Annotated in this window: 14 protein-coding genes; 6 read left to right on the plus strand and 8 right to left on the minus strand. The window is 66.5% G+C overall.

Annotation, left to right across the window (positions count from 1 at the left end; translation table 11 throughout):
• Positions 1-81: 81 nt before the first annotated feature.
• Positions 82-1,674: a M14 family zinc carboxypeptidase gene (locus WEG36_12075; GenBank protein ID MEX1258346.1), complete on the plus strand. Its 1,593-nt coding sequence runs from the start codon at positions 82-84 to the stop codon at positions 1,672-1,674.
• Positions 1,675-1,724: 50 nt separating this feature from the next.
• On the opposite strand, the gene WEG36_12080 is transcribed toward WEG36_12075, so the two are convergent.
• From WEG36_12080 to WEG36_12100, 5 genes are read right to left on the minus strand one after another with little or no spacing between them, the layout of a single operon-like run.
• Entirely contained in the window at positions 1,725-2,690 is a 966-nt protein-coding gene (locus WEG36_12080) for a GGDEF domain-containing protein (GenBank protein MEX1258347.1), read from the minus strand.
• Positions 2,687-4,720 (minus strand): M3 family metallopeptidase, encoded by a 2,034-nt coding sequence (locus tag WEG36_12085; GenBank protein MEX1258348.1) that lies wholly within the window; start codon positions 4,718-4,720, stop codon positions 2,687-2,689. The genes WEG36_12080 and WEG36_12085 overlap by 4 nt, the downstream gene beginning before the upstream one ends.
• A 41-nt stretch (positions 4,721-4,761) precedes the next feature.
• Positions 4,762-5,310 (minus strand): peptide-methionine (S)-S-oxide reductase MsrA, encoded by a 549-nt coding sequence (gene msrA / locus WEG36_12090; protein MEX1258349.1) that lies wholly within the window; start codon positions 5,308-5,310, stop codon positions 4,762-4,764.
• A 50-nt stretch (positions 5,311-5,360) separates the two neighbouring features.
• Positions 5,361-8,891, minus strand: coding sequence for a DNA polymerase III subunit alpha (dnaE, locus tag WEG36_12095; protein ID MEX1258350.1), 3,531 nt, complete (start codon positions 8,889-8,891; stop codon positions 5,361-5,363).
• A gap of 51 nt (positions 8,892-8,942) precedes the next feature.
• On the minus strand, positions 8,943-9,968 hold the full coding sequence (locus WEG36_12100) for a DUF4837 family protein (protein MEX1258351.1): 1,026 nt from the start codon (positions 9,966-9,968) through the stop codon (positions 8,943-8,945).
• Positions 9,969-10,164: 196 nt separating this feature from the next.
• On the opposite strand from WEG36_12100, the gene WEG36_12105 reads away from it, so the two are divergent.
• The 5 genes from WEG36_12105 (at position 10,165) to menH (ending at position 15,363) form a co-directional block, all read left to right on the plus strand.
• Positions 10,165-10,416 (plus strand): hypothetical protein, encoded by a 252-nt coding sequence (locus WEG36_12105; protein MEX1258352.1) that lies wholly within the window; start codon positions 10,165-10,167, stop codon positions 10,414-10,416.
• Between the two features lie 95 nt (positions 10,417-10,511).
• Positions 10,512-12,614, plus strand: a complete 2,103-nt coding sequence (locus WEG36_12110; protein ID MEX1258353.1) for an Ig-like domain-containing protein — start codon at positions 10,512-10,514, stop codon at positions 12,612-12,614.
• Between the two features lie 16 nt (positions 12,615-12,630).
• On the plus strand, positions 12,631-13,821 hold the full coding sequence (locus WEG36_12115; protein MEX1258354.1) for a YncE family protein: 1,191 nt from the start codon (positions 12,631-12,633) through the stop codon (positions 13,819-13,821).
• 68 nt (positions 13,822-13,889) lie between these two features.
• On the plus strand, positions 13,890-14,483 hold the full coding sequence (locus tag WEG36_12120) for a YigZ family protein (GenBank protein ID MEX1258355.1): 594 nt from the start codon (positions 13,890-13,892) through the stop codon (positions 14,481-14,483).
• 34 nt (positions 14,484-14,517) lie between these two features.
• Positions 14,518-15,363: a 2-succinyl-6-hydroxy-2,4-cyclohexadiene-1-carboxylate synthase gene (menH, locus tag WEG36_12125; protein ID MEX1258356.1), complete on the plus strand. Its 846-nt coding sequence runs from the start codon at positions 14,518-14,520 to the stop codon at positions 15,361-15,363.
• Between the two features lie 48 nt (positions 15,364-15,411).
• On the opposite strand, the gene WEG36_12130 is transcribed toward menH, so the two are convergent.
• From WEG36_12130 to WEG36_12140, 3 genes are read right to left on the minus strand one after another with little or no spacing between them, the layout of a single operon-like run.
• Entirely contained in the window at positions 15,412-16,797 is a 1,386-nt protein-coding gene (locus tag WEG36_12130) for a DCC1-like thiol-disulfide oxidoreductase family protein (protein MEX1258357.1), read from the minus strand.
• Between the two features lie 5 nt (positions 16,798-16,802).
• A complete protein-coding gene (locus WEG36_12135; GenBank protein ID MEX1258358.1) occupies positions 16,803-17,324 on the minus strand; it encodes a hypothetical protein in 522 nt (173 codons plus the stop codon).
• A gap of 29 nt (positions 17,325-17,353) precedes the next feature.
• Positions 17,354-17,962, minus strand: a complete 609-nt coding sequence (locus WEG36_12140) for a hypothetical protein (protein MEX1258359.1) — start codon at positions 17,960-17,962, stop codon at positions 17,354-17,356.
• Positions 17,963-18,182: the final 220 nt, after the last annotated feature.

Below are 18,182 nucleotides of genomic sequence, written 5' to 3' on the forward strand. Positions count from 1 at the left end.
GCGACGCCACAGAATATTGGTTATAACCCGTACGAGACAGAGGATCCTTTCCTCCCCCTTCAGACGCGGCGCACCGTGCCCATGGCGAATTCCACGAGACCTCGTTCGCCGCGAGACATTGTACTCGCTTTCTTCTGTCTTGCGGCCCTCCTCCTCGCCCCTGCGGGGGCGGCTTCGCTCCAGGAGATCCGCACCCAGGCCGAAAGCTCGGGCTTCACCGTATACACGGCTTACGACAGCATGATGGTCTACCTGGGACGCGTGCAGGCGGGGAGCCCGGATATGCGGCTCGGGATCTACGGAGAGACCCATCAGGGACGGGCCCTTCCCTACGCGGTCTTTTCGCGCGCCGCGGTCACCGACCCCGAAGACGCGTGGAGGCTGGGCCGCCCCATCCTCGTGCTCGCCGCCGGAATCCACGGAGGCGAGCGCACGCTTCGAGAGTCCGTCCTGATCCTCGTGCGCGAGTTGGCGACGCCGGGCACACCGATGAACGCGACGCTCGACGAGCTCACGATCCTCGTCGTGCCGCAGATCAATCCCGACGGCTCCTCCGCGCAGACGCCCCAGCGCGGCAATCTCTGGGGCATAGACCTGAACCGGGACTTCATGAAGCTCGAGCAGCCCGAGATCCAGGGCTACGTGGAAAACGTGATCCTCCGCTGGTCCCCGCACCTCTTCATAGATGGCCACAACGGGGGATCCTTTCCCTACAACATCAACTACCAGTGCCCCTCGCATCCCGCCGCCGATCCGCGGATCACGGCGCTCTGCGACGATCTGATCTTCCCGGCCATTGACGGCGCCCTCGAGGCGGATGGGTACCGCTCCTGGTATTACACGGGCGGCAACGAAACCCGGTGGGAGGTCGGGGGACACGACCCCAGAATCGGCCGCAACTACGGCGGCCTCGCGAACACGGTCGCGATCCTCTTCGAGTCTCCCGGGAGCCAGGTGATGGAGGTCGGGGCTCGAAGCGGCCTCCTCGCGTACCAGACCGTGATCGCTTGGGCGCGGGACAACCCCGAGCTCCTCATGCGGACAGTGAACGACGCTCGCCGCGAGACGGTCGCCCTCGGGAGCGCGCCCTCGGGGGAAGTGCCGATCGAAGTCGAATACGCGCCGGAGGACCGGCGCGTGGAGTACCTGATCGGGGTGGGAAGCGGCCAGGATCGCGAGATCGTCGCCGTCCAGAGCGACTCCCTGATGAAGCGGCCGGTCGTGACCCTCTCCCGTCCTCGCCCCTGGGCCTACATCCTACCCCGGGACGCCGAAAACGCGGTGGAGCTCCTTCTCCGGCACGACATCCAGGTCGAGCGGCTCCGTGCGGCGACCGAGGTGACGGTCTCCGCTTACACGATCGGGGATTTTAGCTACGAGTCCGCGTACAATCACCAGGCCGCCCTGAAGCTCGACGTGGAGGAGACGGTCACCCTCACCACCACGCTTCCGCCCGGGAGCTACGTCGTGCGCACCGGTCAGGTGCAGGGGCGAGTCGCCGCCCACCTTCTCGAGGCGGAAACGAGGGACGGAGTCGTGTATTGGAACCGGATGGACGCCTGGATTCCCAAAGCGGAGATCCAGGCCTTCCGGGAAGGCCGTGGCGAAGCCCCGATCCTTCCGATCTTCAAGCTCATGAGGCCGACGGCGCTGCCGACGGAGCTGATTCCCTGAGGGCCGGCGCGGCCGGCGCACCGGTGCGCCCTCGCCGCCGTACGCGGGTGCTACTCGCCGGTCCAGAGGAGGTGCTGGATTCCGTCGCCTCCCGCGGCCTTCGCGGCGTACATGAGCCCGTCCGCAATCCGCACCGCGTCGTCGGCGGTTTCCACCGACGACTCGAAGGTCACGGCGCCCATGGAGAGGGTAACCGGCCACCCCTCCTCGTTCATCGCCTCGAGGACCTCGGCGCGCAGCTTGGCGAGCGCCCCTTCCGCCTGGGCGTAAGGGGTCTCCGGGAGGATGATCCCGAATTCGTCGCCTCCCAGCCGCGCCAGGAGGTCCGATGTCCGCAGCGTCTCCTCCATGATCGAGGCGATCCGCATGAGGACCCGGTCACCCTCCGCGTGGCCGAGGGTGTCGTTCACCTCTTTGAAGCGGTCCAGGTCGAGGTAGACGAGGGTAAGAACCCTCCCGTACCGGAGGGCCCGCTCGATCTCCTCGCGGAGTCGGTCGAGAAAAGCCCGGGTGTTCGCCAGCCCCGTGAGGGGGTCGGAGAGGGCGACCGCGCGCTGGACCTCCTTTGCGTCTCTCAGCCAACTCACGAGCACGGCCACCACGAGGAAGAGGGTGAAGAGGACGCCATAGTTCCACGCCGAGATCCACATCGGCAGGGGCTCGAGGCGGGTCAGGAGATCCGCACCTCCCGCGACCGCTGCGGCCAGCGCGCACATGAAGGCTCCGGACCTCTCCACTTCGTACCAGGAGGTCGCCGCGATCGGCAGGAGATAAAAGACGGCGAATGAGAGCTGGGGTCCCACCGAGAAATCGAGAATCCCGAGCGCGAGCACTGCCGCCACGCTTCCCCGCTCGATCGAGGTGGGGGCAACTCCGGAAAGGATCTCGTTCACCCACGCGAGCAAACGGCCGGGGCGGGGCTCACGGGAAGGATGGCGAGGCGCCTCGTTCACCGGGCGGCGGGCCGGTGGGCTCACCACGGGAGGGCGCGATGTGGCGGAGGGCGGCGGTGTCACGCCGCGTCCCCCAAGTTGCGCTCGATCAGCGCCTCGGGGTTCGGATCCCGCCCCATGAAGCTCCGGAAGAGAACGTCGGGCTCTTCGCTGTCTCCCGCGGACAGGATCGTGTCGAGGTAGGCCGTCCCGGTGGGGGCATCGAAGACTCCCCGCTCCAGGAATCGGGTGAAGAGATCGGCCTCGAGCGTTTCGGACCAGAGATACGAATAATACGCGGCGGCGTAACCACCCGAAAAGATGTGCGCAAAGAAGGTGAGGGGATTCCTGCGCGCAAAGCCGGCGTTCGGCGAATAGGGCTCGAGCACCCTGGCGACCCACTCGACCGGGTCCCCGTCGCGGGCCTCGTCGTAACCCGTGTGGAGCGCGAGATCGAAGGCTCCGAAGCCGAGCTGGCGCATCTGGCGCCATCCCCCCATGAACCGGCGCGCGCGGTGCATCCTCTGGAAAAGCGCTTCGGGAAGAGATTCTCCCGTTTCCCAGTGGCGGGCGAAGAGGTCGAGCGGCTCACGCTCCCACGTCCAGTTTTCGAGGAGCTGCGACGGAAGCTCGACGAAGTCCCACGCTACGTGGATTCCTCCCCGCCGCGAGATCGGCACTCGCGAAGTCAGGTGGTGCAGGAGATGGCCGAATTCATGGAAGAGCGTCTGCACGTCCCGGTGCGTGAGAAGGGCCGGGCGCTCCTCCGTCGGTGGCGGAAAGTTCGCACAGATCACTCCGAGATGCGGGGAGCACCCCCCGCCCTCCAGCGGTTCTCCATGAATAAAATCGTGCATCCACGCACCCTGGCGTTTTTCCGGGCGCGGAAAAAAATCGGTATAAAAGCCCCCGAGGAGCTCCCCCCGCGCATCGCGAAGCTCGTAATACCGGACATCTGGGTGCCACACTTCCTCGATGGCGAGCTCGGCCACCTTGAGGCCGAAGAGGCGCCGGGTGATCTCGAAGAGTCCGGAGAGCGCCTGGTCGAGGGGGAAATAGGGGCGGAGCTCCTCCTCGTTCAGGTCGTAGCGCTCTTGTCGGAGCCGCTCGACGAGAAAGGCGACGTCCCACGGTTCCATGGGCCGGATCCCGGTCTGCTCGGCATACGCTTCCAGCTCCTTCAGATCACGCCGCCAGTACGGGCGCGTCCGATTCGCGACCTCCGCGATGAAGTCTCTGGCCCGGGCGCCCGTTCCGACCATATGCTCCTCCAATCGGAAGTCGGGGAAGTCTGCGTATCCGAGGAGGAGCGCGCGCTCCCGGCGAAGGCGGAGGATTCGAGGGATGAGCGGCCGGTTGTCCCATGAATCCCCGGCACAGCGGGAATAATAGGCACCGTGGAGCTCCTCCCGGAGCCCGCGGTCCTCGGCGTAGGTCACGACGGCTTCAAAGGCGGGCTGGTCGAGCGTGATCTGCCATCCATCCTGCTCCATATTCGTAGCCCGCTTCCGAAACCTCTCCCGTGCGTCGGCCGGAATACCGGCAAGTTTTTCCTCGTCGGTAACAAGCAGAGAATATGCGGCGGTGGCGTCCAAGACGTTCTCTGAAAAGGATTGCTCAAGGCGTGCCAGCTCGACGTCCAGCTCCTCCAGGCGCTCCCTCTCGCCCGGGCCGAGATCCGCCCCCGAGCGCTGGAAGTCTCGAAGCGTCTTCTGCAGGTGCCGTGCCGTGAGCCCTCGGAGCGTCCGCGCCTCCTCGGTGGCGGCGAATGCCTTCACGCGTGACCAGAGCCCCTCATGGAGGTGGAGGGAAGACCAGAATCGGGTCACCTCCGGAAGTACCTCCCCCCAAGCCTCTCGGAGCTCGGGGCTCTCGGCGACTGCCAGCAGATGGCGGACCGGTACCGTCCCGCGCTCGACCCGGTCCATGATCCGGTCGAGGGGAGCGACGACGGATTGCCAGCTCGGTGGGGAAGGGTCCGCCGCGAGACGTTCGACCTCGTCGCGGGCCTCGGCGAGGAGCTCTCGGACTCCCGGCGCTACGTGGCTCGCATGGATCCGGTCGAAGGGGATGCGAAAGTACGGGTCGAGAATCGGGTTCGGCTCTTGGGGCAATGGTGGACTCGGGTCGTTCGGGGCGTGGATCGAGCCGGGGCTCAATCGAGAAAGATGTCCCGGAACACTTGGCGCGCCTTGGCTAGCTTGGGAGAAATCACGACGTTGCAATAGCCTTGCTCGGGATTCCTGCGATAATAGTCCCAATGCTCCTCTTCCGCCGGGAAGAAGGCCTTCAGGGGAGCGACCTCCGTCACGATTTTCCCGGGCCACCTCCCCTCGACTCCGACCGTCGCGATCGTCTCCCGCGCCTCGCGCTCCTGCTCGGGCCCGTCGTATAGGATGATCGAGCGGTATTGGGGTCCCTGGTCGGCGCCCTGGCGGTTCGGAGTCGTGGGGTCGTGGATCGTGAAAAAAATGTCGAGGAGCGTTCTGTACGAGACCTCACCGGGGCGGAAGGTGATCCGCACGACCTCCGCGTGCCCCGTGTTGCCCGCGCAGACGGCCTGATAGGTGGGTGCCGGGTGATCGCCTCCCGCGTATCCGGAGGTCACCCCTTCCACGCCGCGAATCCTCTGAAAAACCGCTTCCAGACACCAGAAGCAGCCACCGCCCAGTACGGCGGACTCGGTGGCCTCGCCGGTCGCCATGACCGGCTTCGGCGCGACTTGGGCGAGTGGTTCCGCCACTCCGACGGGGCTCATCCGCCGGCCCGCACCAGGCGAATCCGGCCCGTTCCGAAGAGCTCACGGAGCGCGGAAAGGGGCTCCCGTTCGGGAGCGAGCTGGAGCGAACGAGACCGGAGGCGGTGCTCCTCGTGTCCCCCGTTCCGGATGTGAATCTCGAGGGGCGCCATTCCCGGATGCGTGGCCACGATCTCGCGGGCCCGCGCCAGAAGCTCGTCGGCGACGGTGGCGCCCGGAGATAGATCGATCGCCACGGCGATCCGGCCGCTCCGTCCGACCTCCTCCAGCGCCTCGGCCTGATCGAGGAAGATCGGGGGGGCCTCCTCGTCGCGCTCCCGGTTCGAAACGGTGCCGCGAAGGAGGACCACCGCGTCCTGGACGAGCAGGTCGCGGGCCCTTTGCCATGCCTCGCCGAAAGCGAGGACGGAGGCCGTCCCGTGGAAATCCTCGACGGTGAGGCGCCCCCACTCGGAGCTGTCCCTGCGGAGGATCTGCCGCGCCACCTTCGTCACCACGCAAGCGAACTCGACATCCTGACCGGCCATCTCGGAGAGGTTTGCCGTATTGGCGGGACCGAACGCCCGGGCCAGGTCCCGGAATCGGTCGAGGGGGTGCCCCGAGATGAAAAATCCGAGCGCCTCCTTCTCTCGCGCGAGCCGGACCTGCTCCTCCCACTCCGAGACATCGGTGAGTATCGGAGCCGGCCGCTCCACCTCCGGATCTCCGGTGTCGAAGAGCGAGGCCTGGCCGGACGTGGCCTCCGACTCCCGCGCCTGGACCTCGGCGTACGCCGAGTCGAGCCCGGCGAGGAGCCGCGCCCGGTGCCCGAAGGCGTCGAGCGCCCCCGCGCAGATGAGCGCCTCGCTCGCGCGCTTGTTCAGAGAGCGCAGGTCCACTCGAGTGAGGAAGTCGAAGAGGCTCGTGAAGGGTCCACCCTCCTCGCGCGCTGAGAGGATCGAGTTCACCGCGCCCGCGCCGACCCCCCGCACCGCGCCGAGTCCGAAGCGGATCTGGAGATCCCCGCTCACAGTGAACTTCCACCGAGACTCATTCACGTCGGGAGGAAGGACCGAGAGCCCCTCCTCGAGTCCCGGGAGCGCGCGCGCGATCTCACGGCACTCGCCGATGTACTTCACTACGTCGTCCGTGCTCGAGAGCGCCGACGAGAGGAGGGCGGCCATGAACTCGGCCGGGTAATGCGCCTTGAGCCAGGCCGTGTGGTAGGAGAGGAGGGAATATGCGACGCTGTGGCTCCGATTGAAGCCGTAACGCCCGAAGGTTTCGATCTGGGTCGCGAGATCTTCCGCGATGCGCCGGTCCACCCCCCGGCCGATCGCCCGATCGACGAAAGCTCCGAGCTCTTTCCGAATGAGCTCCGCGTCCTTTTTTCCGACCGCCTTGCGGAGCATGTCGGCCTCCGCGAGGGAGAAGCCGGCGAGAACGTTTGCGATCCGCATCACCTGCTCGCGGTAGACGATGACCCCGTACGTTGGCGCAAGCGTCTTTTCGAGGTCGGGGTGGGGATAACGAACCGGGTCGAGCCCTAGCTTTCGGCGGATGAAGACGTCCGTCATCCCCGAGTCGAGGGGGCCCGGACGGATCAGTGCATTCGTGGCGACGAGATCCTCGAACTGGTTACAGCGCATCGAGCGCAACTTCTCGGCGGCCAGATTGGACTCGAACTGGAAGACTCCGGAGGTCCCGCCCCGCGCGAGCATCCGGTACACGTCGGGGTCGTCCAGCGGCACTTCGTCCAGGCTCTCATAGGTCTCTTCGGTGAGCGGATGGCTCAGCGCTCCCCAGCGCTCCCGAATCATCGCCACGGCGTCCTGCAGCACCGTAAGCGTCTTGAGGCCGAGAAAGTCTATCTTGAGCATTCCGGCGTCGTCCAGGCAGTTCATGTCGTACTGCGTTACGACGACCGCCTCTTCGTTTCCGTTCCCGTTTCCACGCGTTTGCTGGACGCAGACCGGGACGTATTCGTCGAGGGGGCCGGGAGCGATCACGATCCCGGCGGCGTGGACCGAGGCGTGGCGCGACAGTCCCTCCAGCGTGATGGAATAGTCGAAGAGCTTCCGGTGCCGCTCGTCCTGGCCGTAAAGCTCCTTCAGCTCGGGGATCTTCCGGAGCGCTTCCTGGAGGGTGAGGCTCTTCCCCGGCTGGTTCGGGATCATCTTGGCGATCCGATCCGTCTCCGACGGCTCGAAGCCCAGCGTGCGCCCCACGTCGCGCACCACCGCGCGCGACTTCATGGTCCCGAACGTGATGATCTGACCGACCGCGTCCCTTCCGTACTTCGTTCGGACGTATTCGATCACCTCCTCGCGGCGCTCGAAGCAGAAGTCGATGTCGATGTCCGGCATCGAGACCCTCTCCGGATTCAGGAAGGGCTCGAAGAGGAGGTCGAAGGCGAGAGGCTCGAGCTTCGTGATACCGAGGGCGTAACTAACGAGCGAACCGGCTGCGGATCCGCGTCCCGGGCCGACGGGGATTCCCTGGGCGCGCGCCCATTGGATGAAGTCCCAGGTGATGAGGAAATAGCCCGCGTACCCGGTCTCGAGGATGACGCCGAGCTCGAACTCCATTCGCTCTCGGACCTCATCGGGGAGGGGATGGCCATACCGCGCCCGCGCTCCCTCCTCGGTAAGCCGGACCAGATACTCCTTCTCCGACGTCACTTCTTTTGGAAGAGGGAACTCCGGCACGTGATAGCTCCGCTCGAAAGTGAGGTCCACTTCTTCGGCGATGCGGAGTGTGTTTTCGATCGCCTCGGGGCGTTCGGGGAAGGCGGCCCGCATCTCGTCAGGGCCCTTGAAGTAGAGCCCGTCATCGTACCGCATTCGGTTCGGATCCGACTTGTCCTTCCGGAGCCCGATGCAGAGAAGGGTGTCGTGCGCCTCGTGGTCTTCGTGCCGGAGGAAATGCGCGTCGTTCGTGGCGACGACGGGGAGCCCGAGCTCGCCGGCCAGCGCGAAGATCTCGCGGTTCAGTTCGGCCTGGCCGTCCGAGCCGTGTGCCTGGACCTCGAGGTAGTACCGGTCCTTGAATAGTTCGGCGTACCACGAAGCGACGGCGCGCGCGCCCTGGCGGTCGCCCTCCATAAGGCGCCGAGCGACTTCCCCCGCGAGGCAGGCCGACGAGACCACGATTCCGCCCGAATGCTTTGCGAGGAGCTCACGATCCACTCGGGGGCGGTGATAAAAACCCTCGGTGTACGCGAGGGAGGACAACTTCACGAGGTTCCGGTATCCCTCGCGGTCACGGGCCAGGAGGACGAGGTGGTAATAGGCGCGTTCTCCTCCGCGCCCCGGTGTCCGGTCGCGGCGGTCGCCCGGCGCGACGTACGCCTCCATGCCGATGATCGGCTTGAGTCCCCGCTTGTTCGCCAGTCTCTGGAACTCCCACGCGCCGAAGAGACACCCGTGGTCGGTCAGCGCGAGCGCGGGCATCTCGTAGTGGAGGGAACGTTCGATCAGGTCGGTGAGGCGGTTTGCGCCGTCGAGGAGAGAGTACTCCGAGTGCGTGTGGAGATGTACGAAGGACACGGAGGGCCGGCACCTGCCGTTGAGGGATCGTGATGATGTCGCTTTCGAAGATCAGCGGCAGCGGAACGAGTTCAGGATCGTCTCGAGCTGGATCATGTATTCGTACTTGTCACGCCCCGGAGCGTACAACCAGGCATCCATATAATACAGGCGGTCCTCGGAAGGGCAGCGCACCGCGCGAACGATGAACGGACCGCCCGCCGGCCAGCCTCCGGGAGCATTCACCCAGGCGGCCTGGAATTCGACGCCCTCGAGCCCGTTCACCGTGACACCCCGATATTGCGCCACCATGGCGGTATCGAGCAGCTGTGGGTCGTTGTACTGCTCCGATGAGAGGTTCGTCCGCCAGGACGCGAGCTCTTCACGGGTGGGATTGGCCTCGGGAATCGGGCTCTCCCAGGTCACCCAGATCTCGCGGATGAGCTCCCGAGGGCTGGGGAAATCATTTCGGAATCGGTACAGGGAATCCCTCACCTCCATGCGATAGACCTGAGGGACGTTGAGCGAAAAACCGGTGTTCGCGAAGAGCGAGTCCGCGAGGGGCTGGTCCGACCCGGACGCGAACATGCGGGCGAGGGCATGCTGCCGGAACTGCCGATCGAGAATTTCCTGGAGGGCGGGCGCGAGCTGGGCCACTGACGCCTCCGCATCGCCCGCGGGAAGGAGGAGAACGGAAACCGTCTGTCCGCGTGACCAGACATTGTCCACCTGGAAGATCGCGGGGGGCTCGGGGGCGGCGCCCTCTTGGAGCAACGCCAGCGGCTCGGCGATCCACGGGTCCTCCGCCCGTCCGATGACGAGCACCTCTCGAAAGCGCCGCAGATTCCCCCAGGCCTGTCCCCCCATCGGGTCCTGGTAGGTGATTCGGAAGGGACGCTCGTCGCGGACGGTCAGAATCGTCGGCTCCATCGCGTCCCGAAAGGTCGCCTCGGTTTGGGTCCAGACTTCAGGGGCCGCCGCTACGATGATCGCGTTTGCATCCCCGTACGCTCGCGGGAGATCGCACCCGGCGAGCGCCAGGGCGAATGGGAAGACGAGCGAAGGGGCCATGACGCGGAGCCGGAGCTGTAGAAGCATGGTCCTGGATCCGGGTGAGTTGCGGGATACGCTCAATCTATCTTCGTTAGCCCCGAAACGCCCGCGTCGTTCCGAAAGCCCCGAAACCATGCGCACGGCTTCTTGACAATCTTAGACCCTCCTCTAGTATTGCCCGACCGAGGGGGTTTCCCCTTCGAGTCCTGCTCGGATCGCCACACTGTATGGAGGACATCCCATGATGGAAGGTTCGGTCTGGCCCCGCGAGAAGCTTGCAGGGAGCCCGGGCATTCTCGCGCTCGATGAGGACGAGGAGCTCGACGACGAGGAATGGGAGGAAGATGAGGACGAGTGGGACGAGGACGATGAGGACGAAGACGATTGGGAGGACGAAGACGAGGACGACGAATGGGACGATTGGGATGAGGAAGATGAGGACACGGGAGGGGCGAACGAGGGTCGCACCATCTGGAATCAGCGAGCCGCCTGACCGCTTTTCCCGTCGGACCCGGCCGGTGAGCCCGGTGTAGAGAATCCGATCCAACGGCACCTTCCCCCGATGGCCTTCCGACGGAACGGACCACCGTGACCTTTCGACGCTGGATTCTCGCCACCCTCGTCACGCCCCTACTTTCCGCATGCGCGTCCGGGAATTCGGCCCCCGAGGCCGCAGCTCCCGCCGCACCTGCCCCCGAGGCGGCGGCGCCGACTCCCCCTCAGGAGCCCGCCGTGGACCCCGAGCTCCTCGCCGGCGGGCGGGTGGCCGAGATCCGGCTCAACGAGGACCCGGTGGTGCTCGTCGTAGGTGAGTCCTTCACGCTGCGGGAGCTCGAGCCGAGCCTCCTCGACGGAGACGGAAACGTCGTCGCCGATGCTCCATTGATGTGGGTTCCCCCCGACGGCCCGGTCGCGGCGTTGCGCGATGGCCGGGTGACCGCTTTCCAGGAAGGCGAGACGGAGCTCCTTCTCGCGGTCATGACCCCGGGTCTGGGCGGTGAACCGGAGCCGCGGATGTTCCCGAAGCGGCTCCTGGTCCAGGGCGCGCCCATTGCGGCGATCGAGATCCTTCCTCCCGAGCTCGGGCTCTACACGGGAACGGCGGTTCCCTACCGGATGGAGGCCCGTACCGCCGACGGGACACTTCGTACCCGCTTCACCCCGACCTGGACCAGCCGCAATCCGGACATCGCGTCCGTGAGCGAAGGGGGTTTCGTGCGCGGGCACCGAGCCGGCCGCGCCACGATCGTCGCTTCCGCGGAGGGAGTCGAGGCCGCCCATGTCGTTGAGGTGCTGGAAAATCCGGTGCGCGCGATCGAGATCACGCCGCAGAGCGCCTCGGTGCGCGCCGGGGACGTGGTCCGATTCGAAGCGCTCGCGACCGACGCCCGCGGGGAAGGGGTGACCGACGTCGTCCTGACCTATGCGGTCGCGGGCGCGGAGCTTCGCGGCGATCTGGGCGCGGCGGTATATCCGGACGGAGCCTTCGTCGCGGAGACCCCGGGTGTGTACCGGGTCATCGCCAGCGCGGGGACCGCCGCCGCGGAAGTCGTCGTAGAGGCCCGCGAGCGGGGCGTCGCGGAAGAACCCGTCCAGGTCGGCACCGGGCTCATCTCGAACGCGCCGACCTCGGACCTCTGGGTCTTCCGGGGCCGCGACGGACGGGACTATGCGTACCACGGGACGCATTCGGGCGGGCAGAAGATGTTCGCCTGGGACGTGACCGATCCGGAGAACCCGATCCTGACCGATTCGGTGGTGGTGGACGCGCGTGTGGTCAACGACGTGAAGGTGAACGAAGACGCCACGATCGCCGTCATCACCCGCGAAGGTTCGTCCGACCGCCGCAACGGGATCGTCCTCCTCGACATCGCGGATCCGGCGCATCCCCGGATCATCACGACGTACACCGAACACCTCACCGGCGGAGTACACAACACCTTCATCGTCGGAGATCTCGTCTACGCGATCAACGACGGAACCCTCGATGTCCACATCGTGGATATCTCCGATCCGGCCCTGCCGCGGGAGGTGGGACGGTGGGGGATCGAGAACCCCGGGAAGTACCTCCACGACATCTGGGTCGTGGACGGAATCGGCTACGTCTCCTACTGGAATGACGGGGTTTACGTCGTGGACCTGGGCGACGGGCGTTGGGGCGGAACGCCGATGAATCCGGTCGTGATCTCCTCGTACGCGTATCCCGAGGGAAATACCCACGTCGCCTTCCCGTACACGAACTCGGACGGTCACTCCTACCTCTTCGTGGGGGACGAAATCTTCGGTTGTGAGGAGTGCATCTCGCGGGCGGGAACCCACGAGTCGGGCCCGCGGGGTTTCGTCCACATCATCTCCATGACGGACCCGGAGAATCTTGTCGAGGTCGGCCGCTACGAGGTCCCCGAAGCCGGCGTGCACAATATCTGGGTCGAGGACGACCGACTCTACGCCGCGTATTACCAGGGCGGACTCCGCGTCGTGGACGTCTCCGGCGAGCTGCGCGGGAACCTTTACGAGCAGGGGAGGGAGATCGCCTGGTTCCCGACCGGGCATCCGGACGGCTACACGGTCAACTCTCCCATGGCCTGGGGCCCGCAGCCCTACAACGGAAACATCTTCGTCTCCGACATGCACTCCGGGCTCTGGGTGGTGCGCCTCCGGCCCCGTCCGACCGCACCCCTTCTTCCCTGAGCGGCGGATCACTCCGGTGAAGCGGCTCCTCACCATCGCTGGTCTCCTCCACTTCGTTACGGGGTGCGCTGGAGGGAGCCCGGACGACACGCGCCCTTCGCCCGTCCCCGACGCTCCCGCATCCGCGCTCGAATATCGGCTCTACGTCGCCAACGAGTCTTCCGACATGATCAGCCGGGTCGTCTTCGACCCGGCGACCGGGGCGCGCGTCGAACGGGAGATCCCGATCGGGATCATGCCAGGAGACATTGACGGGCCCCACGGGATCTCCGTATCCCCGGACGGGGAGCACTTCTATGTCACGGTCGCACACGGGACACCCGACGGGTGGGTCTGGAAGTTTCGGGCCGGCCCCGACACACCCGAAGGACGGATCACTCTCGGCCGTTTCCCCGCCTCCAGCGGGATGACCCCGGACGGCCGCTTCCTCTTCGTCGTGAACTTCAATCTTCACGGGGACATGGTCCCGTCGGACCTGTCCGTGGTCTTCACGCCCGAACTCCGCGAGATCGCGCGCATCCCCACCTGCGTGATGCCGCACGGGAGTCGGGTGAGTGCCTCCGGAGACAAGCACTACCACGTCTGCATGCATTCGGACCAGATCGTCCAGGTGCGGCTCCCTGCCTTCGCGGTCGAGAATCGCTTTTCCTTACAGCCGGGGCACGAGGGGCTCCTTGACCCCGAGGATCTCGGGGGAGTGGACGCGGTGCACCACGATCCAAACCTGATGTGCTCGCCGACCTGGGTCGCGACGGGGCGCGGGATTCGGGCCGACCGCTTCCTCTACGTCGCCTGCAACCGGGCGGACGAGATCCTCGAAGTGGACGTCGAGGAGTGGCGGGTCACGCGCCGGTTCGATACCGGGCGGGCGCCTTACAATCTCGATGTCGCTCCGGACGGGCGCCTCCTCGTGGCGACGCTCAAGGGAGGGCGCGCGATCGAGGTCTTCGACCTGGAGAGCGGTGCCCGCACGGCCCATCTCGAGACCTCGCGGGAGATCACCCACGGCGTGGAGATCTCTCCGGACGGGCGCTACGCCTTCGTGACCAACGAATCCATCGGATCTCTCCCCGGAAGTCTCGACGTCTTCGACCTGGAGGGCCTCGAGCGCGTGGCCACCGTGGAGCTGCGCCTCCAGCCGGGAGGAGTGGACCTCTGGCGCGTGGATCCGCGCGGCGAGGGCCCCGCCCCGGAAGCGGCGCCCTGAATTCCGCCGGTGAGGGCCGCGGCACGGGGTACCTTGTCCCGGGGAGGGTCCACCGGGTGGAGGAAATCGTGCGGCGAAGCCGGTTCATCGGCACGATCGCTCCGGCTCCCGACCCGGATGCGGCCCACGCATTCATCCGGAGCGTCCAGCGGGAGATGCCGGACGCGACCCACCACTGTTGGGCATTTGTCGCCGGTCCGCCGGGGAGCACTGCGCAGGTCGGATTGAGCGACGCGGGAGAGCCGCATGGGACCGCGGGCCGGCCGATTCTGAACACTCTCCTGCACTCCGGAGTAGGGGAGATCGTGGCGGTCGTCACGCGGTATTTTGGGGGCGTGAAGCTCGGGAAGGGAGGGTTGGGCCGCGCCTATGCATCCGCGGTCACGGGTGCGCTCGAGACGCTTCCCACGACCCGCCGCGTGCCGCTCGTGACGGTTTTGATCGAGGTGCCCCATGCGGTCGTCGGGCCGATCTGTCGCGCGCTCGACATCCTGGGGGCCTCGGAGAGGGAGGAGGCATTCCAGGCGACGGCGCGAGTCGAAATCCGGGCCCGCGTACCCGCGGCGGGAGTCCCGACGCTCCGGTCCGAGGTGGGACGCATCGCCAAGGGGGAGGGGAAAGTGGAGCTTGTCGGCGCGGGCTCGATGGAGCGAGCGGAATGAGCGGGCGGGGCCAAGGGTTGCCGGGGGAAGTCCCATGACCCGGGCGCGCGACCCGGGTTCGCCGATTCGTGTGCTGGAGATCGGCCCGGCGGGCGAGTCGGTCCCGCTCCTCCTCCTCCACGGCTTCACCGGAAGCGCCCGCGCGTGGGGAGCCGCCCTCCTCGGGGCGCTCTCCGCCGGCCGGCAGGTTCTCGCCGCCGACCTTCCCGGGCATGGCGAGACTCCCGCCTTGTCCGATCCCGAGGACGATGGCATCGAAGCGGTCGCGAAGGCGCTGGCCGGCGCGCTCGACCAGCGAGGGATCGATCGGGCCGACTGGGTGGGGTACTCGATGGGGGGGCGCGTCGCCCTCGCGGCAGCCGTCACAGCTCCGGAGCGCGTGCGGCGTCTCGTGCTCGAAAGCGCCTCTCCGGGAATCGAAGAGGCAGCGGCGCGGGAGGAGCGGCGGGAGGAGGACGAAGCCCTCTCCACCCGAATCGAACGGCTCGGGATGGGGTGGTTCGTGGACTACTGGATGGGGCAGCCCATCTTCGACAGCCAGCACCGCCTCTCCATGAAGTCGCTCGAGGAGACGCGTGCCCTTCGCCTGAGAAATCGTCCGTCCGGCCTCGCCGCCGCCCTGCGGGGATATGGCTTGGGCGCTCAACCCTCCTATTGGGGAGCGCTCTCCAGCCTCCGCCACCCCACCCTCGTTCTGACGGGCGCGCTCGATGAGAAGTTCACGGAGATCGGAGCCCGAATGGCGAAGGTGCTTCCGCGGGGCACCCATCGCTCGGTCGAGAACGCGGGGCACGCCATCCACCTCGAGGATCCGGAGGGCTGGCTCGCGGAAGTGACGGCGTTCCTGAACGAGACCGGAGAAGAAGCGGGCTCCGATTGACCTCCCTCGGGGGCCCAGATGCCCGAGGAGCTTCCGCGCCCGCGAAGCTCAGGTGCCGGAAGGGACCGGTCGCGAGTCGGCCGGTCCCCCGTTCGCCGCGGGCGTCCCCGCCTCCCGCACCCGGCACCCCTCGGCTCCGCAAGGGGCGCGTCCGCGACGCGAAGCCACGAGGCCGTAAACCCTCTGGCCGATGAGGTCCGCGAGAGGCGCGCGAGCGAGGGGATAAAGAGGCCAGAGGAGGGGGAGGACGCGAGTCATCTCGCGGAATGCGGCGAATCCCCCTGACAAGCTCCCGTCGGGCCCCACCACGTGCATGAGATGCAGGGCCCGCTCACGCGTGAGAGCCGGCGCGGCCTCCCGCACTTTCTCCCACTCGGCCTCGAGGTCCAGATAGGTCAGGTTCCGCCGCACGTCCAGATAGTCGAGAAGGACCATGCTCCGGATGCAGAGCGGACACCGCCCGTCGTACACGACGGTCCACCGCTTCGGTGCCGGGATGCGAGCCCGAATCCAACTTCCGGGGAAGGTGGATGCCAACGTCGGTAGGAAGGCGGTGTAGAGAACGAGCCACTGGAGGAACGGGGCCGCCATCGTCAAGAGGATGCCGACGTGCAGTCCGACGCCTGTCAGGATGTAGATCCACGCGGTCCGCGGGGCCAGGACGGCGACGAAAAACGTCCCCTCGAAAAGGACGGTGACCACGGCGGCCACCGAAAGGAGCGCCGGGTAGCCGGCGAGGAAAATGCCGAGAGGCTGATCGAACCAAATTCCGTCCTGGACGAGGTAATAGGCGAGCGTGGAGCTGCGAAACCATTCGAGTCCGCCGAAATACATCTTGCTTGCCGCCGCCGAGAGATACGCGAGGGCAAGGAGCCACTGCGCGAGGAGAAGCGGCCAGCGAGCGAAGGCGCTCGCGTCGTCGCGCGGCCCGAGCGGGGCGAAACGACCGACCGCCCCCGCGCTCCGGAGGCGCCATTGGAGGTCGTCCAGAGACCAACGCTCGCCGCATGGGCTGAAAGCGAGCGCCCAGAGCATGATGATGGAAAGGGCATCCGGGTGATGCCCCACGCCGAACGAATAGTCGTACGCCGTGAGCAGGCTCTGAACCGTGGCGAAGGAAATCAGACTCAACCGAGTGTATTTCCCGAGCACGGCGCCAATTCCGGCCAAGATCCCGAAGACCCAGACCGCCTGGATCAACGTCGCATCGGGACGGAGTCCCCACTCCCCGAGGGGAAGGAGGAGCACCTTGAGCGCCGGAATCGGCATGAACTCCGAATTGGGCGCGGTGAAGCGCTCCGCGAGCCTTTGAAGGTTCGGGTAGAACAAAAAGAGGTGGCCGCCGGCGACGAAGATCCGAAAAAGCGCGACGTGACCCAGGCTTCCCGGACCGAACCAGTACTGGTCCAGCCTTCGAATGAGACCGGTCGCCATCGCGGTCACGGCGTCGGATCTTCAGGGGCGGTCAATGTCTCCGGCCCCGCGACCCACGAGTCCACGGGGAGCCAGGGTGGGTCGCGGGATACGAGACCGTCTCGAGCGATCTGGAAGGTTTGTTCCTCGAGGATGACTTCAAGCCGATCGAGCCCGAGCGTCTCTCCCGCGGTCCGCGCGATGCGGATCCGCGCTTCCCGCGCCTGGGCTTCGTCCGCGTCCGGATGCTCCAACGCCGGCCTGCGGATCGTCTCGGCCAAGGCCCTCAGCGTAAAGGAGTAAAACCCCATCTGTTCGGCCGCGAGGCGAAGGGTATCGCCGGGCAGACCTTCGGAGGAGAGTGGAACCAGGGCGAGGCGTCGCTCCCTGTACGGTGTTTCCGGTAAAACCGACCGGCTGTACATCGGATAGTCGAGGAAGGGCCAGTACCAACCTCCGGGGGTCCCGGGGGCGATCACCCACGCCTGAAAGCCGAGCACGCCCGCGATGAAGCCGGCCGCGAAGAGTTTCCTGACTCTACCCAGCATCGCCGTCTCCTGGCACGAAGCGCGATTCGCTAGAGGCCCAGCTGCAAGATTCGAGAGTACTTCACGAGGATCGTGCGCGAGTCGCTGGTGGGACGCTCGAACTCGCCGGGCTCTGTGACGAGCCCCTCGTTCCACACGACATAGAAGTCGTTCCCTTCGTGCGGGTTGTAGCGCAGGCGGAAGTTCGCGATCACGGCGTTCTGCGAAGAGTTATACTGCACGAAGCTGATGACCGAAAGGCGGGTCGAGAACATCACCTCGGCGCGGAGGCGAGTTACGTGCGAAGTGAACTCCTCCTCCCGGTTCTCGAAGGTGACGTGGTCGAGCTGATAGCTCCCGCTCAGGGTCAGGTTCGGAGAGGCGCTCCACTGGTGCCCGGCCCGAAGCTCGACGGGCCCGTGGCGCGACGCCGGGTCGGTGAAGCGCCATCCGTAACCAACGCTGGCCGAGGCGGCAGCGTCGTCGCGCCGCCGAAGGAATCCCATCCCTGGCTCGAAGATCGAGCCGGTGTAGGAGAGGGTGAGTGTGTAGCCCAGGAAGTCCTTCTGCCGCCGCTGCCAGTTCAGCGGAAAAATAGAATTGTCTATAGAGGAATTATTGTCTAGAGGAAGACTGGCATCGCGGCGCGGGGGGGACATTCCCTGCGCGACCTCTCGAGACGCCCTTCGGATCGGGGCGCCGCCAGGCGGCACGGGGGTTCGACATCGGCGCAAGCGCTCCGTTCCCCGCACAAACGCAGGGTTGAACGGGGAGGGGGAGATCGGGTATGTTACCGGCCCCGAAACCGCCGGTTCCTGTGGAGTTTCGGGAGAATGCGGGGCCTGTAGCTCAGGTGGTTAGAGCGCACGCCTGATAAGC

It is taken from the genome of Gemmatimonadota bacterium (genome assembly GCA_040882465.1).
Taxonomy (GTDB): Bacteria; Gemmatimonadota; Gemmatimonadetes; order Longimicrobiales; family Gaopeijiaceae; genus JBBEBG01.